This window comes from Thalassospira sp. NFXS8, from assembly GCF_040148805.1.
Lineage (GTDB): Bacteria > Pseudomonadota > Alphaproteobacteria > Rhodospirillales > Thalassospiraceae > Thalassospira.
Map to the genome: position 1 here is coordinate 1,146,391 of NZ_JAGEMF010000001.1, position 24,985 is coordinate 1,171,375.

A 24,985-nucleotide genomic window follows, 5' to 3' on the forward strand; every position below is an offset into this window, starting at 1 on the left:
ACGGCTTCCCATACCCAACGGTAGACAACCCCGCACCCCTTCCCCGTTTGCCGTTGTTCCGCCCGTCCCGTTCAAATCCTTTACAACCGCGCAACTGGCACCGCTGTCCGTTCCCCACGGCAGCGGTGTTTTTTTATCTGCGGCATAACACGGCACACATCACGGTCTTTGCCCGGCACCTTGCATTTGCCGGTCATAACAGGCTTGGCAACAATAACATGCCATCACGCCCGCCATCCCCCGGAATAAACATGCAAATGTCGGCATCGATCACATCTGTATTGTTTAGTACCTGGCCATTCGATTTGAAATAAAAACCGACGCCTTAACAGCCCGAGTCAGTTTTTTGACCGGCTGGTGCCGACACAGGTCCAAACGGGTAAAAAACCGGACGCGAACTTCTGTTGCATTGCAACAACTTGCGCTGCACCGCAAAATTTCACTCGACATCAAGGCTAATCTTCGTTTGAATCAGTGACAACAGTCATAAATTCATCATACGGTAACAACAATAAGGTTTTTGAATTAAAGCAATTCAAACCACACCAATTGAATTGTGGCGCTATCAACCACAACTGACATGCAGGGATTAAAACGGCCAGAGCCTCCCGTAATTTTTAATAACAGCCTGGCCGGGGAGTGAGATTGAATGCTCTATCACATCTACGAATTGCAACATGCAACCATAAGCCCTTTGCGCGTTGCCGCCGACATGGGCAAAAAATGGATGCGCAATCCGGTCAATCCCTGGTCCTATACCCAGCCTGGCCGTGCGACTGCCGCCGCATTTGATGTGTTTACCCACATCACCAACCGCTATGGCAAACCGGAATTTGGCCTTGATACCACCGTTATCGACGGGGAAACCGTGCCGATCACCGAAGAAGTGGTGTATGCTGAGCCATTCTGCCGTCTGTTGCATTTCAAACGCGAAACCGCCCATTTGAAACAGCAACCCGATGATCCGCGCGTGTTGATTGTCGCCCCGTTATCGGGCCATTTTGCAACGCTTCTGCGCGGCACGGTCGAAACCATGCTGCCCGATCACGATGTTTACATTACCGACTGGGTCGATGCCCGCGAAGTTCCCGTGCATTTGGGTCATTTCGACCTTGATAGTTATGTCGATTATCTGATGCGGTTTTTACGGCATCTTGGCCCGAACACACATATGATTGCCGTGTGCCAGCCATCGGTTCCCGTGATGGCGGCGACGTCCCTTATGGCGGCTGGCAACGAACCGTGCCAGCCCGCCTCCATGACATTGATGGGGGGCCCGGTCGATACCCGTGAAAACCCGACCGAGGTTAATAAATTCGCCCAGCAACACGAACTGGACTGGTTTGAACGCCACGTTATTTCGCACGTGCCCCTGCCCCATGCAGGTGTCATGCGTCGGGTATATCCCGGTTTCATGCAGCTTGCCGGTTTCATGAGCATGAACTGGGACCGCCATCTGGCCGCCCACCACGACATGTTCACGCATCTGGTTGAAGGCGACGGCGAAAGTGCGGATGCCAAACGTACCTTTTATCAGGAATATCTGGCGGTCATGGATATGAGTGCCGAATTCTACCTTCAAACCCTGAAGGTAGTTTTCCTTGAACATCAACTCCCCAAAGGCACCATGCGCTGGCAGGGGATTCCGGTGGACCCGTCAGCCATCACCAAAACCGCCCTGTTAACGGTTGAAGGTGAACGCGACGATATTACCGGCATGGGCCAAACCCGGGCGGCACATAAATTATGCAGCAACTTGCCCGATAATATGCGTATGCACCACGTCCAAAAGGGCGTGGGGCATTATGGCGTGTTTAACGGGCGGCGCTGGCGCGAACAAATCAGCCCGCGCGTCAAGGATTTCATCCGCCGCCATGACCATGAAGGCAAAGGTGCCAACAGCGCCCCTGCCAAACCAAAAGTCGAAGCTGCGGAATAACAGTTTCCAACACATAAAAAGCCGCCCCATCACCCGGGCGGCTTTTTTCGTTCTCAGGCAAGATCAACCTGAAGATTTAGTGCCGGCGTTTAATATAAAATCTCGACTTCGCCATTATCAACCTGACCGCCATAGACCCCTTGTGCCAGCGGGTATTCGTTGACCGGATTTAGCGTCGCAAGCAAGTGCTGATAGACATCCCGGGTCTGAGGGGTATCTTGCCAAACCTGAATCTGGCCAATGACAATCGGGTTGGCAGCCCCGTCAAGCAGGGCAACGGCCTGATCAATATTGGCATTGGTTACCCATTCGTCGTCTGTTCCCATCATGGTCAGGTGAACGCCAATCACTCTGTTGTCCTTCACCCCCATAATGCCGATGCACGAGGTAAATTTGGTAAACATGACCGGATCTGCCTTGCACCATTCACGTTCGGCAACTTCCAACGGGTTTTGGGCTTCGGTAAAAACATATGCCATCATCGTGGCCTTTCACTGTTCTGGTTAAACTGTTCGATGTTGACGCCGCTGTCGCAAAAATCGGGAACAGCAAACCGGCAAGGCATTTGCACCGTACCGTGAATGACACCCCATGCACATTTGCAAGGCAGGCCCCAATGACGAAACAAACACCATCCATTGCCCACGCGCCTTCATCGTTTCAGATGAACAGTTTTGAACACGGTGGCATTGCCGTGATTATCGGGGCAAGCGGCGGTATCGGCAGGGCTTTTGCCCAACATCTGGCCGACACAAAACAGTTCTCGCAGATTATCGGCCTGTCGCGCAGCAGCACCCCGCCCCTTGACCTGTTAGACGAAACCAGTATTGAACAATGCGCAGGCCACATTGCCCGACAACAGGGCGATGTGCGGCTGGTTATCGATGCCACCGGCTTTTTACATAACGATGATTTTCAACCCGAAAAAACCTGGCGCCAGATCGACCCGGCCAGTATGGCTCATAACTTTGCCATCAACGCCATTGGGCCTGCCCTGCTGATGAAGCATTTTTTACCGTTGCTTGCAAAACAGGGAAAATCCGCCTTTGTCACCCTGTCGGCCCGGGTGGGCAGCATTGGCGATAATCATATCGGCGGCTGGTACGGGTATCGTGCGGCAAAGGCCGCCTTGAACCAGCTGGTTAAAACCATGGCGGTGGAACTGGCCCGTAAAAGGCGCGATGCCATCTGTATTGCCCTGCATCCTGGCACAGTTGATACCGGTTTATCGGCACCATTTGCCAAAAGCGGCCTTGCTGTACAAACCCCACAGCAGGCCACCCCCAATATGTTAAATGTCATTTCCCTTTTGACACGCGATCAATCGGGCGGTTTTTTCGCCTATGATGGCAGCCCCATTCAATGGTGAGCCCGCAAAATAGCCTGCCCCTAGTCAAACAACCCGTTTAGCTGGGCATACTGGATCAGCATAATTGTTTTGGCGTCGCGAATGCGTCCATCGGCGATCATGGTTATGGCATCGTCAAACGGGGTTTCCAGCACGCTGATATCTTCGCCCTCGTCATATTTTCCACCACCGTCGCCCTGCAAATGATCGGCGGTAATTTCGGCGACAAACAGGTGTAATCTTTCCGTGACAGAGCCGGGGCTCATGAACACATCAAAAACCTGGCGCGGCTTGCCAATTTTATAACCGGTTTCTTCCTCGACCTCGGCAATAACCGCGGCGTTGGGCGCGCGATCATCTAACACGCCGGCGGGCACCTCGATCAACATGCCGGTTTCATTGCCATTCACAAAGGTCGGCATCCGAAATTGCCGGGTCAGGATAATGGTGCGATTTTCGCGGTTAAACAGCAAAATCCCCGCCCCGTTGCCCCGGTCATAGGTTTCACGGTTTTGGTCCTGCCAGTCGCCATCGCGCCGCTTAAGGGCAAACCGGACACGATAAAGGTGATACCAGTTGTCAGACAGGCAATCGACACCATCCATGCGAATATGGTCGTTATCAAACCGGGTCCAGGCGGCAGGGAAATCCGTCATATGACAAACCTTTAGGGCGGTGAACGATCAGCGGTTTAAAAACGCCGATAAGGTTAGCAAGATAGCCTCGGGTTTTTCAGCATGCACCCAGTGCCCGGCGTTTTTAATGCTGGTAAAAGCCGCCCGTGGAAACAACGATTTTATGTGATCGCGTTTTTCCATATCAACATAATGCGAATTGGCCCCGGCAATAAACAGGGTGTCGCCATCGAACCGGGCATCATCGGCGTTTTTCCAGCCGGTAATATCGCCAAGATGGCTTGCCATGGCGTCGATATTAATCTGCCAGGCCATTTTGCCGGTTTCCTTATCTGTCGCAACGCTTTGCGCCAGAAACTGCCGCACGCCTTTTTCCGGTATATCGCTGGCAAGGGCGTCTTCCACCTCGGCACGGCGCGAAACGGCATTAAAATCCACGCCCCGCATGGCACGAACATAACCGGTATAATCATGATCATAGGGAACCGGCGCAATATCCACCACCACCAAATCCGCAATCAGATCGGCCTGATCGGACAAAGCCAGCGTCATCGAAGCCTTGCCGCCCATCGAATGACCAATTAAATGCACCGGGCCATTATCAATATCACCAATTAATTCGGCAATATCGCCTGCCATTGCGTCATAGGTCATGGCGTCATCCCAGTCGGACCGGCCATGATTACGCAAATCCGCCGTAACGACATGGTATTTTTCGGCCAAACGACGGGCAATCGCCGTCCAGTTGCGCGCCTGCCCAAACAGGCCATGCAAAACAACCAGCGTACCATTATCGCGGTTTTCATCGCCAAAGGCGTAATGCGCCAGTTTCATCGGGCCTCCTTGCCAAAATGGAATAACAATAATTTGGCGCAGAATGGCCCGCCATCACGGCAAAGGCAAGCACCCGAGAGCCAAAATGCAAAACACCCCTGCATCGTGAAATGCAAGGGTGTTTAAAATTCGTCTTTAGGGTCGTTTGTTCGTCGGCTGTGCTGCGTCATATTATACGCCAGCGTGGTGACCACCATGGGGAACGCCCTTGCTGCCAAACAGGCCAGCAATCATACGTACCAGTGCCTGGAAACCCTTGCGCATGGTCTGTGCGCGGAGTTTTTCAGCTTCACGGTGCAACGCGACGAGATCAAATTGTTCGTTACGACGCATGACTTTATCCTTTCAAAGACAGGGGCGAAAAGCGCCCCGATTGCGATGTCGTTATGTTCTGATCTCCATGTAGTTGAGATATTGCAAAACGACGAGATCAGTTTTATCAGCCCACCCATGTATTCCATGCATAGGTTGACTTACATCAAACACAATCGGGTCATGCAGTTTGGCAGAATTTGTCTCATGACAAATAAGGTGTTCAACTTGCTCATTCTTTTTACAGCCGCAAAACCGAACCCGCCCAAGACCTGCCTTAACATTAAGGCAAACCTTCTGTATCCCTTGAAACAAAAGGGACACAGAAGGTTTTAAGTTTTGAAAATTTCAGGAAAATAACCATCACGCCCCGGTCATTATCACCAATTCACCGATAAAATGACTACGAATCGCAGGATTAGAGTCGCGAATGCGACCCCAACCAATTTTGCATGGCTAAAACACCTCAGGTAAGGGCAATATTGAGGTATTTCACCTCAAGATACTCATCAAGCCCCCAATGACCGCCTTCACGACCATGGCCGCTTTCCTTTACACCGCCAAAAGGCGCACCTTCATGTGATGTGGTGCCATCATTAATGCCGACCACACCGGTTTGCAGGGCATCGGCAATGCGGTGAATGCGGCCAATATCGCGGCTATATAAATAGGATGACAAACCACCCTTCACCTGATTGGCAAGGTTTATAGCCTCGGCCTCGGTATCAAACCGGTAAATCGGGGCAATAGGGGCAAACAGTTCTTCTTCAAAACAGGCGGCATCAATTGGCAAATCGGTAATGACGGTGGGCCGAACGAAATAACCTGTATCGGGTTTTTCCGCACCTTCATGAAAAACACCCCCCCGACGTTTGGCATCGGCCATCAATCGTTCGACCTTGGCGACGGCGCGGCTGTTAATCAAAGGACCAATGTCACTTTGCGCATCAAAACCGTTCCCCATACGCAAGGCTCGGGTGGCCGCAATGAATTTTTCAACAAAGGCATCATAAACGCCGTTTTGCACCAGAATACGATTGGCACACACGCAAGTCTGGCCGCTATTGCGGTATTTTGAAATCATCGCCCCGGCAACGGCATCGTCAAGGTTGGCATCGTCCATCACAATAAACGGGGCATTTCCCCCCAGTTCCATCGCCGTTTTTTTAACCGTATCGGCACATTGCACGATCAGGCGTTTGCCAACCGGGGTGGACCCCGTAAAGGACAACATCCGCACCCGAAAATCATCGGTCAGGGCCTGGGCAATTGGCACGGGGTTGCCGGTAACCACGTTAAACACCCCTTTGGGGAAACCCGCCATTTCGGCCAGTTTTGCCACCGCAAGGGCGCAAAGCGGGGTATCTTCGGCCGGTTTCACCACCACACTACACCCGGCAGCCAGGGCGGGCGCACATTTGCGCACCACCATCGTCAACGGGAAATTCCACGGTGTAATCGCGGCAACCACACCAACGGCCTGTTTTTGCACCCATACACGACGATCCGTCTGGGTGCCGGGCATGGTTTGCCCATAGGCGCGTCTTGCTTCTTCGCCATACCACTCGGCATAGGCAATGGCCCCCACCACTTCCCGCCGGGCCTGATCAATCGGCTTGCCCTGTTCGGCGGTAATCAGACAGGCCAGATCCTCCAGGTAATGTTCCATCAAATCGCGCCAGCGCCGCAAAATAATGGCGCGATCCTTTGCCAGTGCGCCCGACCATGCCGGAAAGGCATTGGCGGCAGCATCAATGGCACGACGCGCTTCGCTGGTGCGCATAAAGGCGACATCAGCCAGCAGCTTGCCGGTGGCGGGGTTTAAAACCTCGATGGTTTCACCAGAATCGGCGCGTTGCCATTCCCCGTTAATAAAAGCCTTATGCAGACTCCAGTCTCGGATAAGTGCCTGAGCACGATCAAGACCGGAAAGATGCGGGGCATTTCCCTCAACAGGCGCAGAATTGTGGTCGGCGGACGACATACAGGGCGTTTCCTTATCGCCAGATTTAGAACAATGCGGATGACCTCACGGTGTTGTGATTCCATTATTTGTCCCGCTGCTGGGACACTAAGCCCACAGAGGACGTTCAGGCAACAACACATACACAACGATTATCATTTACCGGTTCTTCGAGAGAGATTGAGAATAATGAAACATTTTATCAAAACCGCCCTCCTGACAGCATCGCTGGGTCTGACCCTTGCCGCCATGCCGGCACAAGCCGACGAAACCAGCGACAATGCAACCGTTGAAACACGTGAACACATGATGGCAGGTATCGGCGGGGCGATGGGCACGCTGGGCTGCTATATGAAAGGCGAATGCGACCTGCCCAAGGGTGTTGTACACCTGCTGGCCGAAGGCATTGCCTTTTCGGCATCAACCGGCCCGGATGTTTTCAAAACCGCAACCCCGGATGCCACCAAAAAAACCACCGCAAGTGCTGACATCTGGACGGACTGGGATAATTTCGCCGATCATTTCCCGAAATTGCAGGAAAATGCCCTGAAACTGGCCGAAGTTGCCGGTGATAAATCAGCAATGGGGCCGATCATGGGCGAAATGGGCAAGCTGTGCAAAGACTGCCACGATAATTTCCGCACCAAATAACCCGGTATATGAACGCCCCCTTTAAGGGACCGGCGTTATTTTGATATGACAAAGGCGGGGTGCGTTATGCGCCCCGCCTTTATTTTTTAATCAAATCATTGCCAGGCGGCGTGGCCAAAGCCCGCTTACCCGGCACGCGCCACCGTAATAACAGCGGCCACAACCCCGGCGCATACCACCAGTATCACCAGCCCCAGCCAGGCCGGTTTAAAGGATATGGCATTAAACCGGCCTGCAATGCTGGCAGGCACCTTGCGTGTCCCTGTTATCATCGCGCCAATCAGGTTTTCATTTTTCAAAAACAGATACCCGATTGCGGCCACAACATGCAGGCCAACCGCGACATAAATCAGGTTGATATTAACGTGGTGAATGTAATTCATCGTACTGGCAAAGCCGGACGGCACATATTTTACCAGCGGCCCGTCAAAAAACAGGAAGGTATCCTCGCTGGTAAACAGGCCCGTAAAAGCCTGAACCCCCACCAGTATTAACAAGACAACAACCATTAATCCGCCAGCCGGGTTATGCCCGGCATAGGCCAGTTCTTCTTCGCTACCTTTGGGCAATTTGCGCAAATAGGACAAAACGGCAAACGGGCTTTTGACAAACGATTTGAAACGGGCATTCGAACTGCCGACAAATCCCCAGATAATGCGAAACAGCACCAGGGTTAAAACGGTATACCCGGCCAGTTCATGAATATTGATAATGGCTTCCTGATTGGTCCACCACGCCGTTACGATGGCAACAACCAGTGCCCAATGAAACAAACGAACAGGAAAATCCCATAAACGGATACGTGTTTTTTGTGCGTTATCGCTGTGCATCTATGCCTCGTGCCATGCGTTTTACCCGGGTTTGACGGTGCATAATCAAACCGTAATCGCGTTAATATGTTCAATGGTTATCATGCCTCAACCATCCATATTGCGCCGCACACAATTTGGTGACCGGTTTGGATTGCATCCGATTGTGATTTGCAAATGCAATTGATTTGTTGAAAATCATTCTCACAAGCAGTATCAATTACCAGGCGATACACTTGATCTACCAACAGGGACGGACAGATAATCCAATGAAATTTTCAAAAATTCTTGGCACAGCAGCCATGATGGGCGTGCTTGGTGCGCCGCTGGCACATGCGGCCCCCGATGCAGATGCCGTTATGAAAACCTACGCCGATATCGCGCATGCCGGATACAGCGACGCTGTATCCACCGCAAAGACGCTTGAAGCGGCTGTAGACAACCTGATCGACAATCCGTCGGAAGATGCTTTGAAAAAAGCACGCGCCGCATGGATTGCCGCCCGTCCGTCCTATCAGCAAACCGAAGTTTTCCGCTTTGGCAACCCGATCGTTGATGACTGGGAAGGCAAGGTTAACGCCTGGCCGCTCGATGAAGGCCTGATCGATTATGTCGATGGCGACCTTTACGGCAGCGAAAGCGAAGAAAACCCGGCCTATACCGCCAATGTCATTGCCAATCCCGAACTGAAAATTGGCAGTGAAACCATTGATGCATCGACCATCGATGCTGACCTGCTTGAAAAGCTTCATGAACTTGATGGCGTTGAAGCCAACGTTGCCACCGGTTACCACGCCATCGAATTTCTGCTGTGGGGGCAGGACCTGAACGGTACAGGTCCCGGTGCCGGCAACCGCTCCTGGACCGATTACGCCAAGGGCGACAATTGCACCAATGACAATTGCGACCGTCGTGGCGATTATTTGAAAGCCGCAACCGATCTTCTGGTTTCCGACCTGACCTGGATGTCCGAACAGTGGGCTGATGATGGCGATGCCCGCAAAAACGTAATGCAGGAAAACGGCGCCACCGGCCTGACCGCCGAAATCACCGGCATGGGGTCGCTTTCCTATGGCGAACTGGGCGGCGAACGCACCAAACTTGGCCTGTTGCTGCATGATCCGGAAGAAAGCCACGATTGCTTCTCGGATAACACCCACAATTCGCATTTCTACGATGCGCTGGGTATTCAGAACGTTTATCTTGGCAAATACACCCGCACCGATGGCAGCGTTGTTGAAGGTCCGTCGCTTTCGGAACTGGTTGCCGCCAACAATGCCGATCTGGACAAGGAAATCAAAACCAAGCTGGCCGCCTCGGTTGCTGCCGGTCAGGCAATGGTTGATCGCGCCAATAATGGCGAACATTTCGACCAGATGATTGCTGCGGGCAATGATGAAGGCAATGCTGCGGTTCAGAAATTCGTTGATGCGCTGGTTGACCAGACCAAATCAATCGAACAAATCGTCGGCGCCATCGGCCTTGAAGGCATCAGCTTTGAAGGTTCGGACAGCCTTGACAACCCCGATGCAGTCAACTGATCCTGATCAATCAGCTTTACGCCTGATCTGATAAATATATGGCGCGGCAAGGGACATTCCCCCTTGCCGCGTTCGCCGTTCGCGCCCCGGTCAATCTTGCAGGGGCACCAAATTACCCGGTTTTTTCTCTCCTGCCGGATCGGGTTCTTCATCAAGATTGCCCTGCCATGCCCCTTTCTTTTTCCCTGCCCTGTCTTTCACATCATGTGCGCTGCGGCCAATGGGCGTTACTGGGATGTATCGCAACCTGTGCTGTTGTGTTTTCCCCGGTCCCCCTTCATGCCCGTCAAACAACCGACACCAGCCAACCCATTCCCCTTGCTGCGGCTAAAACCGATGCAAAAACAGGTTCCGATGCGTATCCGGGGGGCGACACCACATGGCTGAAAAAAACCGGCAGGTCGGCCTTTACCCATTATTCCGCCAATATGGCGTTTGAAAAACGCATGGATTTCAAACTGGGCGAAGCCCTGTTTCAGCGCATGTGGGTGGCGGCCCCCACACGCACCCAAACGACCGACGGTTTGGGGCCGCTTTATAATTCGCGGTCCTGCATTGGTTGCCATGTGCGCAATGGCCGCGGCCATGCACTGGACCTTAAAAACGACCCCGATCGCGCCGCCGTTGCCATGTTGTTACGGCTTTCCATTCCGCCACAAAACGATGCCGACCGCACCTTGCTGGCCAGCGGCAAAGCCAATTCCATCGCCGACCCGGTATATGGACACCAGTTTCAGGAACTGTCTGTTCCGGGCATCCCGGCCGAAGGGCGGGTGATGGTAACTTATGACGACCATGTTGTTGCCCTTCCAGACGGGGACAAAGTTACCCTGCATAAACCGGACTACAAACTGACCGAACTGGCCTATGGCCCCTTGCATGACGGCCTGATGATTTCACCGCGCATTGCCCCGCAAATGATTGGTCTGGGCTTGCTTGAGGCCATTCCTGAACACATGATTACCGATCAGGCCGACCCGGATGATGCAAATGGCGATGGCATTTCGGGCCGGGCCAACCGCGTATGGAACATCGCCGAACAAAAGGTAACGCTGGGCCGGTTTGGCTGGAAAGCAGGGATGCCGACACTGGACCAGCAAAATAAAAATGCCATGCAGTTCGATGTTGGCCTGTCAAACACCCTTTATCCCGATGGGGCCGGTGATTGCACCGATGCACAAACATTGTGCCGCAAAGCCCCCAATGGCAACACGCCGGAATTTGAAAACCTTGAGGCGCATAGCGTAATTACGGATTTGATCCTGTATTACACCCGCAATCTTGCCCCCCCCGCCCGGTCCAACGCCACCGACCCTGACGTGCTGGCGGGCAAACAGATTTTCAATGACATTGGCTGTTCGGCCTGCCATCGCCCGAACTATCAGTTACCGGTCAATGATCAGCACCCGGAACAATCCGGCCAACTGATTTGGCCCTATAGCGACCTTCTGTTGCACGACATGGGCAACGGCCTTGCCGACCACCGCCCCGAAGCCCGGGCAAGTGGCAGTGAATGGCGCACACCACCCCTTTGGGGACTGGGGCGCACAAAGGAAATTGATTCTCGCGCCGGTTTCCTGCATGACGGGCGGGCAAATACCATTCTTGAAGCCGTATTGTGGCATGGTGGCGAGGCGCAGAACGCACGCGATGCCGTCATAAACTTGCCACGATCGGATCGCAGCAAACTGATCGCGTTTTTGAAATCGCTTTAGGGGGAGACATGCCGTTGTTTGATACCGGCTGCCGCCGGGCCATGGCCGGGTTAATTGTTACCATCGCAGCGGGGCTTTCGGCACCGCCAGCGGCCCATGCCGACCTTCCCGACGGGCAATATCACGATGTGATCGTTCATTTGCTGTCAAAGGTAATGCCGCCGCAACTTGATGCCCTGCATTCCAGCACGGCAACCCTTGCCACCGGCATGAGTGATTTTTGCAAAAGCCCGGACAAAGCCGGACTGGCAAAAATGCGCGACGGCTTTAATGACGCCATGGATCGCTGGCAGGAAGTGCAGCCGTGGCGCATGGGCCCGATGATGGCCAATGGCCGCGACCAGCTGATTGAATATTGGCCCGACAAACACGGCACTGCCGCCCGGCAATTCCGTTTGCTGTTGCGCAACAAGCCCCCGCTTTATACCAACCCTGCCAAAATTGCCGATGCCAGTGCCGCCCTGCAGGGGTTCCCGGCACTGGAAGAGGTTCTGTTCGATCCGAAACTGGCCGGGCAAATTGTCGCCAAAGACAAGGACGGCGTTTATCTGTGCCAATATGGGACAACGATTGCCGGCAATCTTGAAAAACTGACCGGGGAGCTGATCGCCGAATGGCCAGCCTTTGCCGATGCCATGATCAATGCTGGCCCTGATAGCCTGGATTACCCGACATCAAAATTCGCCGCGACCGACCTTTACCGTGCCCTTCATGAAGGCATGTTGATCATTATCAGCCAGAAACTGGCCCGTCCGCTGGGCGAAGGCCCGGATGATGCCAATGCCAAACGCGCGGAAAGCTGGCAGGCGGAACGCTCGCTTCGCAATATTTCACATAACCTGAAATCGCTGTTTGCCATTTACGACGGCGAACTTAACGGTGCCGGTGAAAGTGGCAAGGGCATGGTCGCCCTGATTGGTGCTGACAGCCTGCTGGACCGGTCTTTCCGCCTTAACTGGCAAAAGATTCGCGATGCCAGCGATGCCCTGCCCGATTCCATGGTTGCCGTTCTGGCACAGCCCGGCGGGTTCGATAAAATTCAGGAACTGGAAAACCAGGTCGCCTATGGTGTGATGCTGGTGGAGAATGACGTTGGTGGTCACACCGAACTTGGAGGTGGTTTCAATGCCCTTGATGGAGACTGATTTCAACCCGAACCGCCGGAACGTTTTGCGCCTGTTTGGTCTGGGTGGGGCGATCACTTTTTTGCCTGCCGGTTTTGCCAAAGCTGCCACCACAGTAACCGCACCCGAAGACCGGGCAGTTTATATCAGTGCCAGTGCGGGAAATAACGACGACTTTTATGTCAGTGCCTTTAACGCACAAGGCAAAATCCTGTATGAGCAGCCCCTGCCCGGTCGTGGTCATGATGTGGGGTTACGCCCCAACCATGTCGATGTTGCCGCGGTTGAACGCCGCCCCGGCCTGTATGCCCTGATTATGAACCGCCACACCGGCGAAGTCCGCGCGACGTTAAAAAGCCCGGAAGACCGGCGTTTTTATGGTCATTCGGTTTATTCCAGCGACGGGCGTTATCTTTATATCACCGAAAACGACTTTGATAATGCACGCGGGGTTATTTCGGTTTGGGATGCGCAAAATGGTTATAAGCGCGTCGCCGAATTTGACAGCTATGGCATGGGCCCGCACGAACTGCATTTGCTGCCTGATGGCGAAGGCATGGCAATTGCCAATGGCGGCCTTAAAACCCACCCGGATTTTGATGGCAGAACACCCCTGAACATCGAAACCATGGAACCGAACCTGACCGTGATCAGCCGCAAAACCGGCGAAAAGCTGTATCAAACCCGGTTAAAGGATGATTGGCACAAGCTTTCGATCCGCCATATCGATGTAACCCGTGATGGCACCATTGCCACCGGTTTTCAATATCATGGCGGGTTAAATGACGAAGTACCCCTGGTAGGTCTGTGGAAACCCGGCGGGCCGGAGCTTCAGGCACTTGAAGCCCCCGACAATGTGCAATACCGGATGCGCCAGTATTGCGGCAGTGTGCGGTTTGACGTTTCGGGTTCCGTCTTTGCCATATCCTGCCCGCGCGGTGGCGTTGTGACCTTCTGGGATGCCCATAACGGCAAATTCCTGACCAACATCGCGGCCCCCGATGGGTGTGGTCTTGCCGCAACCGACCGCAAAGGCGAATTTGTTGGCACAAGCGGCCTTGGATCAGGCTGGCGAATGGATGCCATCAACCGAAAGCGGATAGAACTTCCCGACGATTCGCTTAAATCGCTAAAATGGGACAACCATTTACAGCGTATTTCAGCCTAAAGCCGTCAGCATCACCAAAACAGCCAAAGGCCGCACATCTTGTTGCGGCCTTTTTTCATACCATTAAATTAATATAAATCAAATACTTAGCCCGCAGACCGCTTTAGTGGCACTACGTGTAGTCCCCCGCGTTAAAGCCGGACTCAACTTTTTTGCAATTAATAACGATTTTCACTTGCGTCATATCCGGGGCTCGCTTATAAAAGCTCCAGACACAGCCCGCGAATGAAACCCATTCGCATTGTCCCCAAAAAGGCTTGTCCTGTCCTGCGGGTCCTCTCTCCCTGCAGGCCTCTCAAGGTGGAAAAGTGGCGGTAACCGATGCGGGAAACGGTTACCGTCACTTCCGTCTTTGCTTTTTCCGGCACTACCAGCTTTCACATAAAAACAGGCACCGGTTTAACCCGCTGCCTGAATTGTTTTTATTATATGCTCCCGTGCCGTAACGCAGGCATATGGCGGTTAAAGCTGCACAAAGTGGCCTTTGCTAACTTCGCGATATTCCCGAACCGGTGGCACAAAATCCAGCCCACGCACCGGGCTTTTGATTTCATCAACCGATATATTGCGTTTGATATCGCGCCGGGCCGGGTCTGGCACCGGAACCGCAGCCATCAGTTTTTTGGTGTATTCATGCTGGGGATTATCAAAAACGGCTTCGCGCGGGCCAATTTCAACAATTTCGCCCAGATACATCACCGCCACCCGATGGCTTACCCGTTCCACCACCGCCATGTCGTGCGATATAAACAAATACGCCAAATTCAGGCTTTGCTGCAAATCCATCAGCAAATTGCACACCTGCGCCTTGATCGACACATCCAGGGCAGAAACGGATTCGTCCGCAACAATCACCTTGGGATCAAGCATCAAGGCCCGGGCAATACAAATGCGCTGGCGTTGCCCGCCGGAAAATTCGTGCGGCAGACGCTTCATCATATCTGCCCCCAGGCCAACACGATCCAGCAGGTCGGCGGCCTTTTCCCGCGCCTGTTTGCGCGACCCCAAACCATTTTCAATAAACGGTTCCGCCACGGCCGAACCAATGGTCATACGGGGGTTAAGGCTGGCAAACGGGTCCTGAAACACCATCTGGATGCTGCGGCGCATTTGGCGCAGCCCCGGCGGCCGCAAATTCATCACATCATAACCATCAAGGATCACATCCCCGCTGGTGGGTTCCACCAGACGCGATATCGAACGACCGGTGGTGGATTTCCCACAACCGGACTCGCCAACCAGCGATAATGTTTCGCCCTGAAACAGGTCAAACGACACATTTTCAACGGCATGCACTGCCCCGGTTTTACGGCCAAAAATGCCCGATGTAATATCGAACCGGGTCGTCAGGTTTTTAACCGACAAAACCGGCGTCACATGATGGTCGACGGTATCGGCAACTTCCGTATCACCCGATCCCATGCCGGTTTTAACATCGACAATGGCAAAACGACGCGGAAGCCGGCTGTCCTTCATCGATCCAAGTGCCGGAACAGCAGCCAAAAGGGCGCGGGTATAGGGATGTTTGCCATGATGGAAAATATCGGCCGTTTTACCGGTTTCAACAACATCGCCCCGAAACATGACAATCGTTCGGTCGGCAATTTCGGCAACCACCCCCATATCGTGGGTAATAAACAAAACCGCCATCCCTTCTTCTTCCTGAAGGGATTTGATCAAATCAAGAATTTGGCCCTGAATAGTCACATCAAGGGCGGTTGTCGGTTCATCGGCAATCAAAAGGCGCGGCTTGCCCGCCAATGCCATCGCTATCATCACACGCTGGCGCATCCCGCCTGAAAACTGGTGCGGGTATTCGTCAAACCTTGCTGCCGCATTCGGGATACGTACTTTTTCAAGCAGGCGTATGGTTTCAGCACGGGCATCTTTTTTGGAAATATCGCGATGACACAGCATGGCCTCGGCAATTTGCTGGCCGATGGTAAAAATCGGGTTCAGGCTGGTCATCGGCTCCTGAAAAATCATCGATATTTCATTGCCGCGAATATTGCGCATGGGTTCGGATGGCAGCGTCAGCAAATCCTGCCCGCCAAACATAATCCGCCCTTCGGTTTTGGCATTGTGTTTGTGTAACAGCCCCATAATCGAAAGCGACGTTACACTTTTACCCGATCCGGACTCGCCAACAATGGCAACGGTTTCCCCGGGTGCGATATCAAAACTGATATTGCGAATAACATTTTTCCATTCGTGCCCGACACGAAAGGACGTTGAAAGATTTTCAACACTAAGAACTGGCCCCAACAAACCGCTGGCAACATCTGGCGCGGCAGTAACTGTCGGCATGGCATACCCCCTGATGTGGTATATTAAATGTCATTGCCCGCATTTTTGCAGGTCATTTTAGATAAAATGCAAAATGGGCCCCGCAGGGCCCATCGCAATCTTAAGACGCCAGTTTGTTTTCAACCAGCGACACCCAGTAGCTAATGCCAAAGGGCAGCAAATCGTCGTTAAAATCATATTCCGGGTGGTGCAGGTTGGCGGTGTCGCCGTTCCCCACAAACACAAATGCCCCCGGGCGCGCTTCAAGCATATAGGAAAAATCCTCGGCCCCCATCACCGGCGGCGGGCTGGTATCAACCGCCGCATCGCCCGAAACCGACTGCGCAACCGTGGTAACAAAATCGGTTTGTTCATCATGATTCCGGGTAATCGGATAACCGCGATGATAATCAACCTTGGCCGAACCACCCAAAAGTTTGGCGGTGCCTTCAACAATTTCAATAAAACGTTTTTCAGCCATATCGCGAATTTCCGGCAGCAAGGTACGCACGGTGCCCTTCATGGTGACATCAGCCGGGATCACGTTATGGGCTTCGCCGCCATGAATGGCGGTAATTGATACCACCAGCGATTCCAGCGGGTCGGTTTCACGCGCCACAATATTTTGTACCGATGTAATAATTTGCGCGGCAATAACCACCGGATCAACGCCAAGATGCGGGGTGGATGCATGGCCGCCCTTGCCGGTAATTGTGACTTCAAAATGATCGGCCGCTGCCATAACCGGCCCTTTGCGAATGGCAAAATGCCCCACGGGCAAACCTGGCGAATTATGCATGCCATAGACTTCCTCGATGGCAAATTTATCCATCAATCCGTCTTCAATCATGGCAAGTCCGCCGCCGCCGCCTTCTTCGGCAGGCTGAAAAATCAGCGCGACAGATCCTTTGAAATTGCGCGTTTGCGACAGGTATTTGGCCGCACCTAACAACATTGCCGTATGGCCATCATGGCCACAGGCATGCATTTTACCAGGTGTTTTCGATGCCCATTCAACCGGGCCAGCTTCCATAATCGGCAAGGCGTCCATGTCTGCACGCAGGCCGATGACGGGGCCATCACCAGCCTTGCCCTTGATTACGCCGACAACACCTGTTTTTCCCAGTCCGTAATCCACACTGTCGCAGCCAAATTCTTTCAGCTTCGCTTCAACAAACTTTGACGTTTCAAAAACGTCGTAAAGCAATTCGGGATGTTCATGCAAATACCGTCGCCAGGCGGCAACTTCGGCATACATCTCGTTGGATTGATTTAAAACAGGCATTGGTGGTGGCCTCGCTGATTTTAAATGTTATGGGATTTTTTTATGACGCTTGATGTTACGCAGCACGAACTTGGATCAGCAAGAAGAAATGTTTCCTTCTTGAATAAAAAATGTGCATGTGATTTCATCAGCTTACCAACGTAGCATTTCAATCAGAAGGTCACCACCCACGGTTATATCCTGTATCACCACGGGTGGCTTTTCTTTTTTGTGCAGCGCAAACAAGAAGTTCCAGCAACGGAACCGGGTTTTGCAGCGATTGGAACGAGACAAGGCCGAGCCGGATTAACCGGCCATTTCAATCAGGGATTAAAACAATGACCAAACTTCGCCTCCTGCTGACCGCGTCAGCAGTCGCTTTGGCACTTGGTGCAGCCACCAGTGCCCAGGCCGCCCGAGGATCTGACGGGGAACTCAAGATCCTTTACTGGCAAGCCGTTTCCATTCTTAACCCGTATCTTTCCGGGGGAACCAAAGACCTTCATGGATCGTCGATGGTGATCGAGCCTTTGGCCCGTTACGACGAAAAAGGCAACATGGTTCCCAAACTGGTCGACGAAATCCCGACCATCGAAAATGGCGGCGTTTCCAAAGACCTTAAATCCATTACATGGAAACTCAGCAAAGGCATCAAATGGTCTGACGGCACAGACTTTACTGCCGACGACGTTGTTTTTACGGCTGACTATTGCCTGGCGCCTGATGGTGGCTGCCAGCAACGCGCCTATTTTTCCGATGTCACCAAAGTTGAAGCCATTGACCCGCTGACAGTTAAAATTACCTTTGGCGTGCCCAAACCATTCCCCTATGGCCCCTTTGTTGGCAGCCAGTCGCCCATTTTGCAAAAGGCACAATTCAAGGATTGCATGGGGGCCAAGGCACCGGAATGCACCGACGCCAACTTTCACCCGCATGGCACCGGCCCGTTCCGGGTAACCGAATTCAAACCAAACGACGTTATTTCGTTTGAAGCCAACCCGTATTACCGCGTTGCCGACGAACCCCATTTTGCCACCGCCGTTCTTAAAGGTGGCGGCGATGCCGCATCGGCGGCACGGGCCGTTCTGGAAACCGGCGAATATGACTACGCCTGGAACCTGCAGGTTGAACCGGAAATTCTGGCGCAAATGGCCCAGGCTGGCAAAGGTGTGATCGTTTCATCCTTTGGCACCCAGGTGGAACGCCTTGAAGTTAACCCTTATGACGCCAGTGCCGCAGCTGGCGATGCCCGGTCAACCAAACAGGCTGGCCCAAACCCGGCCCTGTCCGACCCGGCGGTACGCAAGGCCCTGTCCATCGCCATTGACCGCGATCTGCTTGTCGAAGCCGGATACGGCGAAGCCGGCAAGGCAACCTGTAACTTCGTCCCTGCCCCGGATATTTATGCATCCACAGCCAATGACTGGTGCCTGAAGCAGGACATTGCCGGTGCCAATAAGTTGCTCGACGATGCAGGCTGGGTGATGGGATCGGACGGGGTCCGAACCAAGGGCGATGCGCGCCTGTCACTCATTTTCCAAACCTCGACCAACTCTGTCCGACAAGGCAGCCAGGCCCTGATCAAACAGATGTGGCAGCAAATTGGTGTTGAAACCGAACTGCGCAATACCGATCCGTCGGTCTTTTTCGGCGGGGACCCGGCAAGCCCGGATACCTTCCAGAAATTTTATTCCGACATTGAAATGTACACCAACAACTTTGACGGCACCGACCCGGAAAAATACCTGGCCGGTCGCATGTGCGACAAAATCCCCAGCCCGGAAAATGGCTGGCTGGGCGAAAACATTTCGCGTTATTGCGACCCGGCATATGACAAGCTGGCCGCAAAACTGGCCGGCACCGGCAAACTTGCCGACCGTGCCAAAATTGCCAAAGAAATGAACGACATGCTCATTGAAGCTGGCACCATGATTCCGCTGATCCACCGGGGCGATGTTTCCGCCCGTGCTGCAACCCTTGACGGCGTTCGCATGAACTCCTGGGATTCGCAGTTGTGGAACGTGGCTTCGTGGTCGCGCAAGAAATAACACCCAGACTGGCCGGGCCTGTCGCAAGACAGGCCCGCGCTGCTTTTCGTCCCCTCCAGTCTGGAGCGCCCCGATGTTAAATTACACCTTGCGCAGGCTGATGTTTGCGATCCCCACCCTGTTGGTGATCAGCTTCATCATTTTTGCCCTGCTTGACCTTGCCCCGAACGACCCGACGGGCAACCTGCCCCTGACCATTCCACCGGAAGTCCGCGAACAGATCCGCCAGTCCCTTGGCCTGGGCGACCCGTTTTTGATCCGCTACGCCAAATGGCTGCACCAGTTTTTCATCAACGAACCGCTCAACATTCTGTCGCAAATCACCGGTGCCGATATTTTTGAATCGGCCGACCGGTTGCGCATCCGGTCCTGGGCCACACGCAGCCCGGTGGTGGACCTGATTGTGCAACGCATGCCCCAAACCCTGTGGGTTGTTGGCATGTCCTATGTGGTCGGTATTCTTATCGCCATTCCGATCGGAATTATCTCGGCGCACAAGCAATATTCGATCTTTGACCAGCTTGGCACTTTCATCTCAATGGTTGGGTTTTCGGTGCCGACCTTCTTTACCGGCGTTTTGCTGATTGTGATTTTCAGTGTCAAACTGCACTGGTTCCCCTCCATCTACGACACCAACCACGAAGTTACCGACTGGTCGAGTTTCGTTTTCCAAATCAGGCAGATGTTCCTGCCTGTCATGGTATTGGCCCTGTATAACACCTCGCAAATCAGCCGGTTCGTACGGGCATCGATGCTGGAAAACCTGAACCAGGATTATGTCCGCACCGCACGCGCCAAAGGGGTAAAGGAAAAAACCATTCTGCTGGTGCATGTCTTGCGCAACAGCCTGATCCCGGTGGTCACGGTTATTGCCCTTGGCGTGCCCACGGTCTTTTCCGGTGCCATCATTACCGAGCAGATTTTTCGGGTAAACGGGCTGGGCCAATTGCTGATTACGTCCATTCAGGGCGGCGATATTCCGGTTGTACAAACCCTGACCTTTATTTTCGCGGTCCTGATTGTGCTGTTCAACCTGATCGCCGACGTGCTTTACGGCATTCTTGACCCGAGGATTCGCTATGACTGATGCCCCGCAACCCGATATCCAGTTGGAAGCCCTACCGCAGGAACGGTCGCGCGCCATGCAGTTGTGGAGCCGTTTTCGCGACCATAAAGGCGGCATCATTGGTGCTGTTGTTTTTCTAATCATTATCATCGCGGTTACTATTGGCCCTTACATTCACACCATTGATCCGCAATTTCTCGATATTCGGTCAAAAAACCAGGGCCCCAGCCTAATTCACCCCTTTGGCACCGATAACCTTGGTCGTGATATGCTGGCACAGGTGCTGGCAGGCGGGCGATTATCCCTGTCAGTGGGGATGGTCGCCATGGCCTTGTCGCTGTTTTTGGGCACCGTGGTCGGGTTGTTGTCGGGCTATATCAAATGGCTTGATGGCCCGCTGATGCGGTTAACGGACCTGTTTCTGGCTCTGCCGCTTTTGCCGCTGCTGCTGGTGATTATCATGCTGTTTCGCGAAACCCTGCGGGCAGTATTTGGCCCCGAAACCGGAATATTTATACTGATTGTGTTCGTGATTGGCATCACCAGCTGGATGCACACCGCGCGTATCGTGCGCGGCGATGTGTTATCGATCAAAAATCAGGAATTTGTGCTGGCGGCCAAAAGTGGCGGCACACGGGAATATAACATTATCCTGCGTCACCTTTTGCCCAATGTCATGAGTTCGATCATGGTTTCGGCCACCCTTGGCATCGCCACCGCCATTATCACGGAATCCGCCCTTAGCTTTCTGGGGCTTGGGTTTCCGTCGGATTTTCCAACCTGGGGCCGTTTGCTGTATGACGGGGCGAATTTCCTGCAAATCACGCCATCGCGGGTTTTGTGGCCCGGTCTTGCCATTTCGCTTACGGTGTTAAGTGTTAATTACATGGGCGATGCCTTCCGCGATGCCCTGGACCCCCACAAGGTCAAACATTAAGGCTGCATCCCGTAAAATCTGAAACACCCTGTAACACAAAGGGCCGCCAGCATAAAAACCGGCGGCCCTTTGATATATTGATGGTCACAATATTAGCTGTCCTTGCGGCCCCATAACAAACGCAAGGAATTTAACGTTACCAGTACGGTTGCCCCGGTATCGGCAAGCACCGCCACCCACAGGCCGGTAATACCAAAAATACTGGTGACCAGGAAAATCCCCTTTAACCCCAGCGCCAGGCCAATATTTTCGCGAATAACCCGGCGTGCCTGGCGTGACAGTTTCACCAGTACCGCCACATCGGTCAGCCGGGATTTGACCACCACGGCATCGGCCGCCTCTAGTGCAATGTCAGTACCTCCCCCAATGGCAATACCAACATCAGCAGCCTTAAGGGCCGGGGCATCGTTAATGCCATCGCCAACCATCGCCACAATATCGCGTTGTTTGGGGCTATCGCCCTTGTCCGTCCTGCCCTGCAACCCGGCAAGGGCGTTTAATTTATCCTCGGGCAACAGTTCTGCCCGATAGGACATGCCAAGTTCATTTGCCAGCCCCTGTGCCACCCGGTTGGCATCACCGGTTAGCATCACCGGCTCAATCCCCAGCGCATTTAACATTTTCAGGGCTTCGCGGGCATCGTTACGCAGGACATCGCGCAGGGCCAATGCACCAATAATTTTGCCGCCACGCAATACCACAATTGCCGTGCAACCATTGTCTTCCTGCTGTGCCATCCAGTCGGCAACGGTGCCTGAACAGTCAATATCAAGCCGTTTGGGTGCCCCGACACGATACAGAACGTTATCAATGCGCCCTTCGACACCGGCACCGGCAATGGTGCGACCATCGCTTAATTCCGGCAGGGAAAGCCCACGTTGTTCAGCCGCCTCGACAATGGCGCGTGCCAGCGGATGCGATGTGACATTTTCCAGGGCGGCGGCATGGGCGACCAGATCATTTTCAGTGACATCACCAATGGTCATCACGGCGACCAGCCCGGGTTTACCTTCGGTCAAGGTGCCGGTTTTATCAAAGGCGATTTTGCGCACCGCCCCGATTGTTTCCAGTGCCGCCCCCCCCTTGATCAACAGACCAATCCGGGCGGCACGGGCCAGCGCCGATGTCACCGCCGCCGGGGTTGAAATGACCAGCGCACAGGGGCACCCGATCAGCAACAATGCCAGGCCCCGGTAAATCCATTCCTGCCATGCCTGACCAAAAACAAGCGGCGGCACCAGCACGGTTAACAGGGCCAGCCCCATAATGATCGGCGTATAGATGCGGGCAAATCTGGCCACAAACCGCTCAACCGGCGCCTTGTGCTTTTCGCTGTCTTCCACCAGTTGAATAACCCGGTCCAGCATGGTTTGCCCGGCGGCCCGGGTGACCTTCACCTGAATGGGACGGTCGGTTACAATGGCACCGGCAAACACCTCGCTGCCTTCAACACTGGCAACCGGAATTGATTCGCCCGTCAGATGGCTGTTATCAATTTCGGCCTGCCCTTTGACCAGCACGCCATCTGCCGGAATGCGTTCACCCGGGCGAATTTCGACAATATCATCGGCTGACAATTGCGACGGATGCACATTCCGGTTGCCATCCGCGCCCACAAGACGGGCATTTTCAGGCGAGAGTTTCAGCAGCGATTTCACCCCGCTGCGTGCCTGCCCGGCAGCAACGCCTTCCAGGCTTTCGCCAATGGCAAATAACAGCACAACCATGCCGGCCTCTAGCGGGTCGCCAATGGCGACAGCCCCAATAACAGCAACCGACATAAGGCATTCAATTGAAAAAACGGCCCCGTTCAGGGCCAACTGCCCCGCCCGTTTCATCACCGGCAAGGCCGCCAGTATCGCCCCGACCGAAAGCGCATAGGGCTCGGCCACAGGCACAAGCGCGCCAAAACCCCAGCCCACCAGCAGGCAAATCGCCGCCCAGGCAATTTCATCGCCCGCCTTGGGCCACGGGGCAAACCGCCGCATCAGCGGCAGGCCACCGCCATGGGCATGCGGCAAGCCATGGCCGTGCGCATGGCTGTGACTGTGACCATGACCGTGTTTGTCATCGCGTCCGTCATCTTGATCATGCGCGTGGTTATGCGTGCCCTCATCGGCAGGGTCTTGGCCGCCACAACAGGGAGCCTTTTCAACCTTTTCGCCTTTGGCTGCGCGTTCCTGTGCCGGGTAACCCAGCTTGCCCAGCGTTTTTGAAATGTTATCGCGGGTTTCGCGGCCATCTTCATGCAGGCCCAGCGTCACTGTTTCGCGCATCATGGAAACGTCAACACAGTCCACTTCCTTGCGACGGCGCAGGGCGGTTTCAATTTTGGCAACACAAGACCCGCAATCCATGCCGCTTACGGCCCAATGATGGTGATGCACGGCCCCATTGCGCTGTTGCAGGGTTTCCTCAACGGTTTTGCGCACCGGTTCGCTGGTTTGCCCGGCAACTGTGACACCCTCCGCACTGGCATCAATCTGATTTTTGCCCAGTTTGCGGCGCAGGCTTTCCAGCACATAGTCGCGGCATTGCGAGCAATTTTCCAGCTCTGCATAATCGCGCCAGTTAAGGGTTATGGACATATCGCCTCACAAACATTCAAATTATCATTCATGTATAATATACAAATAACAATTCATGTGTTTTTGTCAAGGGATATTCAAACCGGCGTTTGAATATCGGCGTGCACGTTTTACGGCACCGCGTCAAAATGACAGCAGCGTCCTTGCACATTCCCAAAAATTAAGGCTGAAAGATCGGCAGTCCGCCAAACGCAGGTTACGCTAATCGTGCGTTACGTGGGCGAAAACATCCTGCACCACACCCGAAATATGGGCATCGTCGATGGTATAATAAATGTGCCGTCCGCGACGCTCGGATGCCAGAATGCGCTGGTCGCGCAAATGGCGCAAATGATGACTGGTCAATGATTGCGACATGCCAGCGGCCTCGGCAAGTTCGCTCACGGTTTGCGGGCGTTCCATGCACCGCAGCACCAGTTGCAACCGACCGCCATCGCCCAGCAAGGCAAAAATGCGCGCTGCCGCCTCGATATCAGGCAATGAAAGATCCTGGCCAATCACACTGGAGGCATCGCGCAAAACAGCCTCGCCTTGCGACGGGCTAAGGCCCAGCCGGGCAGCAACATCGGGCGCCGCAGAATTATCGCCATGTTTATGACCGTGCCCTTTTACGGTTTGGGCATCCTTTGTTCCGTCCGTGTCCTGCACGGCGATATCATCGTGTGACTGCGCGGTCATTTGCCTGTGTGCATTTTTGCTGTTTGCCATAGGCATTATTTTCCACGTATGACGCCGCAAAACAAGGCATGTTATAAAA

The 24,985-nt window shown here is 53.8% G+C and carries 20 protein-coding genes; 10 read left to right on the plus strand and 10 right to left on the minus strand.

Annotated features, from left to right (window positions below; all coding sequences use genetic code 11):
- The first annotated feature begins 649 nt into the window (after positions 1 to 649).
- The gene (locus J4E05_RS05255; RefSeq protein ID WP_085589414.1) at positions 650 to 1,939 is read left to right on the plus strand and encodes a polyhydroxyalkanoate depolymerase; all 1,290 of its coding nucleotides are present in this window, start codon (positions 650 to 652) and stop codon (positions 1,937 to 1,939) included.
- Between the two features lie 89 nt (positions 1,940 to 2,028).
- Here the strand turns inward: J4E05_RS05255 and J4E05_RS05260 are convergent, their stop codons facing one another.
- Entirely contained in the window at positions 2,029 to 2,421 is a 393-nt protein-coding gene (locus tag J4E05_RS05260) for a hypothetical protein (protein ID WP_139835508.1), read from the minus strand.
- Between the two features lie 134 nt (positions 2,422 to 2,555).
- Between J4E05_RS05260 and J4E05_RS05265 the strand changes: the two genes are divergently transcribed.
- On the plus strand, positions 2,556 to 3,308 hold the full coding sequence (locus tag J4E05_RS05265) for an SDR family NAD(P)-dependent oxidoreductase (protein WP_349593012.1): 753 nt from the start codon (positions 2,556 to 2,558) through the stop codon (positions 3,306 to 3,308).
- 20 nt (positions 3,309 to 3,328) lie between these two features.
- Here J4E05_RS05265 and J4E05_RS05270 read toward each other — a convergent pair whose 3' ends face one another.
- The 4 genes from J4E05_RS05270 to J4E05_RS05285 all read right to left on the minus strand — a co-directional run bounded on the left by J4E05_RS05270 (position 3,329) and on the right by J4E05_RS05285 (position 7,052).
- The gene (locus J4E05_RS05270) at positions 3,329 to 3,943 is read right to left on the minus strand and encodes an NUDIX domain-containing protein (protein WP_085589410.1); all 615 of its coding nucleotides are present in this window, start codon (positions 3,941 to 3,943) and stop codon (positions 3,329 to 3,331) included.
- Positions 3,944 to 3,970: 27 nt separating this feature from the next.
- Positions 3,971 to 4,756, minus strand: coding sequence for an alpha/beta fold hydrolase (locus tag J4E05_RS05275; protein WP_349593016.1), 786 nt, complete (start codon positions 4,754 to 4,756; stop codon positions 3,971 to 3,973).
- Positions 4,757 to 4,927: 171 nt separating this feature from the next.
- Positions 4,928 to 5,089, minus strand: a complete 162-nt coding sequence (locus J4E05_RS05280; RefSeq protein WP_168184843.1) for an RSP_7527 family protein — start codon at positions 5,087 to 5,089, stop codon at positions 4,928 to 4,930.
- A 445-nt stretch (positions 5,090 to 5,534) separates the two neighbouring features.
- The gene (locus tag J4E05_RS05285; RefSeq protein WP_349593020.1) at positions 5,535 to 7,052 is read right to left on the minus strand and encodes an NAD-dependent succinate-semialdehyde dehydrogenase; all 1,518 of its coding nucleotides are present in this window, start codon (positions 7,050 to 7,052) and stop codon (positions 5,535 to 5,537) included.
- Positions 7,053 to 7,220: 168 nt separating this feature from the next.
- Between J4E05_RS05285 and J4E05_RS05290 the strand changes: the two genes are divergently transcribed.
- Positions 7,221 to 7,682 carry a c-type cytochrome gene (locus J4E05_RS05290; RefSeq protein ID WP_085589403.1) on the plus strand — a complete coding sequence of 154 codons (462 nt, stop codon included), beginning with the start codon at positions 7,221 to 7,223 and terminating at the stop codon, positions 7,680 to 7,682.
- 125 nt (positions 7,683 to 7,807) lie between these two features.
- On the opposite strand, the gene J4E05_RS05295 is transcribed toward J4E05_RS05290, so the two are convergent.
- Entirely contained in the window at positions 7,808 to 8,512 is a 705-nt protein-coding gene (locus tag J4E05_RS05295; RefSeq protein ID WP_085589402.1) for a cytochrome b/b6 domain-containing protein, read from the minus strand.
- Between the two features lie 248 nt (positions 8,513 to 8,760).
- Here J4E05_RS05295 and J4E05_RS05300 point away from each other — a divergent pair, with 248 nt between their 5' ends.
- The 4 genes from J4E05_RS05300 to J4E05_RS05315 all read left to right on the plus strand — a co-directional run bounded on the left by J4E05_RS05300 (position 8,761) and on the right by J4E05_RS05315 (position 14,039).
- Positions 8,761 to 10,032, plus strand: coding sequence for an imelysin family protein (locus J4E05_RS05300; RefSeq protein ID WP_085589400.1), 1,272 nt, complete (start codon positions 8,761 to 8,763; stop codon positions 10,030 to 10,032).
- Positions 10,033 to 10,199: 167 nt separating this feature from the next.
- The gene (locus tag J4E05_RS05305; RefSeq protein WP_349593025.1) at positions 10,200 to 11,747 is read left to right on the plus strand and encodes a di-heme oxidoreductase family protein; all 1,548 of its coding nucleotides are present in this window, start codon (positions 10,200 to 10,202) and stop codon (positions 11,745 to 11,747) included.
- An 8-nt stretch (positions 11,748 to 11,755) separates the two neighbouring features.
- On the plus strand, positions 11,756 to 12,892 hold the full coding sequence (locus J4E05_RS05310) for an imelysin family protein (RefSeq protein ID WP_349593028.1): 1,137 nt from the start codon (positions 11,756 to 11,758) through the stop codon (positions 12,890 to 12,892).
- Positions 12,873 to 14,039, plus strand: a complete 1,167-nt coding sequence (locus J4E05_RS05315; protein ID WP_349593031.1) for a DUF1513 domain-containing protein — start codon at positions 12,873 to 12,875, stop codon at positions 14,037 to 14,039. The genes J4E05_RS05310 and J4E05_RS05315 overlap by 20 nt, the downstream gene beginning before the upstream one ends.
- A 462-nt stretch (positions 14,040 to 14,501) precedes the next feature.
- On the opposite strand, the gene J4E05_RS05320 is transcribed toward J4E05_RS05315, so the two are convergent.
- On the minus strand, positions 14,502 to 16,346 hold the full coding sequence (locus tag J4E05_RS05320) for an ABC transporter ATP-binding protein (RefSeq protein WP_349593034.1): 1,845 nt from the start codon (positions 16,344 to 16,346) through the stop codon (positions 14,502 to 14,504).
- Between the two features lie 100 nt (positions 16,347 to 16,446).
- Positions 16,447 to 17,610 carry a M20 aminoacylase family protein gene (locus J4E05_RS05325; RefSeq protein ID WP_085589394.1) on the minus strand — a complete coding sequence of 388 codons (1,164 nt, stop codon included), beginning with the start codon at positions 17,608 to 17,610 and terminating at the stop codon, positions 16,447 to 16,449.
- Positions 17,611 to 17,927: 317 nt separating this feature from the next.
- Between J4E05_RS05325 and J4E05_RS05330 the strand changes: the two genes are divergently transcribed.
- The 3 genes from J4E05_RS05330 to J4E05_RS05340 all read left to right on the plus strand — a co-directional run bounded on the left by J4E05_RS05330 (position 17,928) and on the right by J4E05_RS05340 (position 21,640).
- On the plus strand, positions 17,928 to 19,637 hold the full coding sequence (locus tag J4E05_RS05330) for a peptide ABC transporter substrate-binding protein (protein ID WP_349593038.1): 1,710 nt from the start codon (positions 17,928 to 17,930) through the stop codon (positions 19,635 to 19,637).
- Positions 19,638 to 19,710: 73 nt separating this feature from the next.
- A complete protein-coding gene (locus J4E05_RS05335) occupies positions 19,711 to 20,724 on the plus strand; it encodes an ABC transporter permease (RefSeq protein WP_349593041.1) in 1,014 nt (337 codons plus the stop codon).
- The gene (locus tag J4E05_RS05340; RefSeq protein WP_349593044.1) at positions 20,717 to 21,640 is read left to right on the plus strand and encodes an ABC transporter permease; all 924 of its coding nucleotides are present in this window, start codon (positions 20,717 to 20,719) and stop codon (positions 21,638 to 21,640) included. Before J4E05_RS05335 ends, J4E05_RS05340 begins: the two co-directional genes overlap by 8 nt.
- 92 nt (positions 21,641 to 21,732) lie before the next feature.
- On the opposite strand, the gene J4E05_RS05345 is transcribed toward J4E05_RS05340, so the two are convergent.
- On the minus strand, positions 21,733 to 24,228 hold the full coding sequence (locus J4E05_RS05345; RefSeq protein ID WP_349593047.1) for a heavy metal translocating P-type ATPase: 2,496 nt from the start codon (positions 24,226 to 24,228) through the stop codon (positions 21,733 to 21,735).
- 201 nt (positions 24,229 to 24,429) lie between these two features.
- Positions 24,430 to 24,906 carry an ArsR/SmtB family transcription factor gene (locus J4E05_RS05350; protein WP_349593049.1) on the minus strand — a complete coding sequence of 159 codons (477 nt, stop codon included), beginning with the start codon at positions 24,904 to 24,906 and terminating at the stop codon, positions 24,430 to 24,432.
- Positions 24,907 to 24,985: the final 79 nt, after the last annotated feature.

Bases quoted from the DNA above. Each gene is read 5' to 3' on its own strand.
- J4E05_RS05255 (WP_085589414.1), top strand. From the start codon at position 650: ATGCTCTATCACATCTACGAATTGCAACATGCAACCATAAGCCCTTTG.
- J4E05_RS05350 (WP_349593049.1), bottom strand. From the start codon at position 24,906: ATGACCGCGCAGTCACACGATGATATCGCCGTGCAGGACACGGACGGA.
- J4E05_RS05290 (WP_085589403.1), top strand. From the start codon at position 7,221: ATGAAACATTTTATCAAAACCGCCCTCCTGACAGCATCGCTGGGTCTG.
- J4E05_RS05295 (WP_085589402.1), bottom strand. From the start codon at position 8,512: ATGCACAGCGATAACGCACAAAAAACACGTATCCGTTTATGGGATTTT.
- J4E05_RS05285 (WP_349593020.1), bottom strand. From the start codon at position 7,052: ATGTCGTCCGCCGACCACAATTCTGCGCCTGTTGAGGGAAATGCCCCG.
- J4E05_RS05320 (WP_349593034.1), bottom strand. From the start codon at position 16,346: ATGCCGACAGTTACTGCCGCGCCAGATGTTGCCAGCGGTTTGTTGGGG.
- J4E05_RS05275 (WP_349593016.1), bottom strand. From the start codon at position 4,756: ATGAAACTGGCGCATTACGCCTTTGGCGATGAAAACCGCGATAATGGT.
- J4E05_RS05345 (WP_349593047.1), bottom strand. From the start codon at position 24,228: ATGTCCATAACCCTTAACTGGCGCGATTATGCAGAGCTGGAAAATTGC.
- J4E05_RS05335 (WP_349593041.1), top strand. From the start codon at position 19,711: ATGTTAAATTACACCTTGCGCAGGCTGATGTTTGCGATCCCCACCCTG.
- J4E05_RS05300 (WP_085589400.1), top strand. From the start codon at position 8,761: ATGAAATTTTCAAAAATTCTTGGCACAGCAGCCATGATGGGCGTGCTT.
- J4E05_RS05260 (WP_139835508.1), bottom strand. From the start codon at position 2,421: ATGATGGCATATGTTTTTACCGAAGCCCAAAACCCGTTGGAAGTTGCC.
- J4E05_RS05265 (WP_349593012.1), top strand. From the start codon at position 2,556: ATGACGAAACAAACACCATCCATTGCCCACGCGCCTTCATCGTTTCAG.
- J4E05_RS05305 (WP_349593025.1), top strand. From the start codon at position 10,200: ATGCCCCTTTCTTTTTCCCTGCCCTGTCTTTCACATCATGTGCGCTGC.
- J4E05_RS05310 (WP_349593028.1), top strand. From the start codon at position 11,756: ATGCCGTTGTTTGATACCGGCTGCCGCCGGGCCATGGCCGGGTTAATT.
- J4E05_RS05330 (WP_349593038.1), top strand. From the start codon at position 17,928: ATGACCAAACTTCGCCTCCTGCTGACCGCGTCAGCAGTCGCTTTGGCA.
- J4E05_RS05280 (WP_168184843.1), bottom strand. From the start codon at position 5,089: ATGCGTCGTAACGAACAATTTGATCTCGTCGCGTTGCACCGTGAAGCT.
- J4E05_RS05325 (WP_085589394.1), bottom strand. From the start codon at position 17,610: ATGCCTGTTTTAAATCAATCCAACGAGATGTATGCCGAAGTTGCCGCC.
- J4E05_RS05315 (WP_349593031.1), top strand. From the start codon at position 12,873: ATGCCCTTGATGGAGACTGATTTCAACCCGAACCGCCGGAACGTTTTG.
- J4E05_RS05270 (WP_085589410.1), bottom strand. From the start codon at position 3,943: ATGACGGATTTCCCTGCCGCCTGGACCCGGTTTGATAACGACCATATT.
- J4E05_RS05340 (WP_349593044.1), top strand. From the start codon at position 20,717: ATGACTGATGCCCCGCAACCCGATATCCAGTTGGAAGCCCTACCGCAG.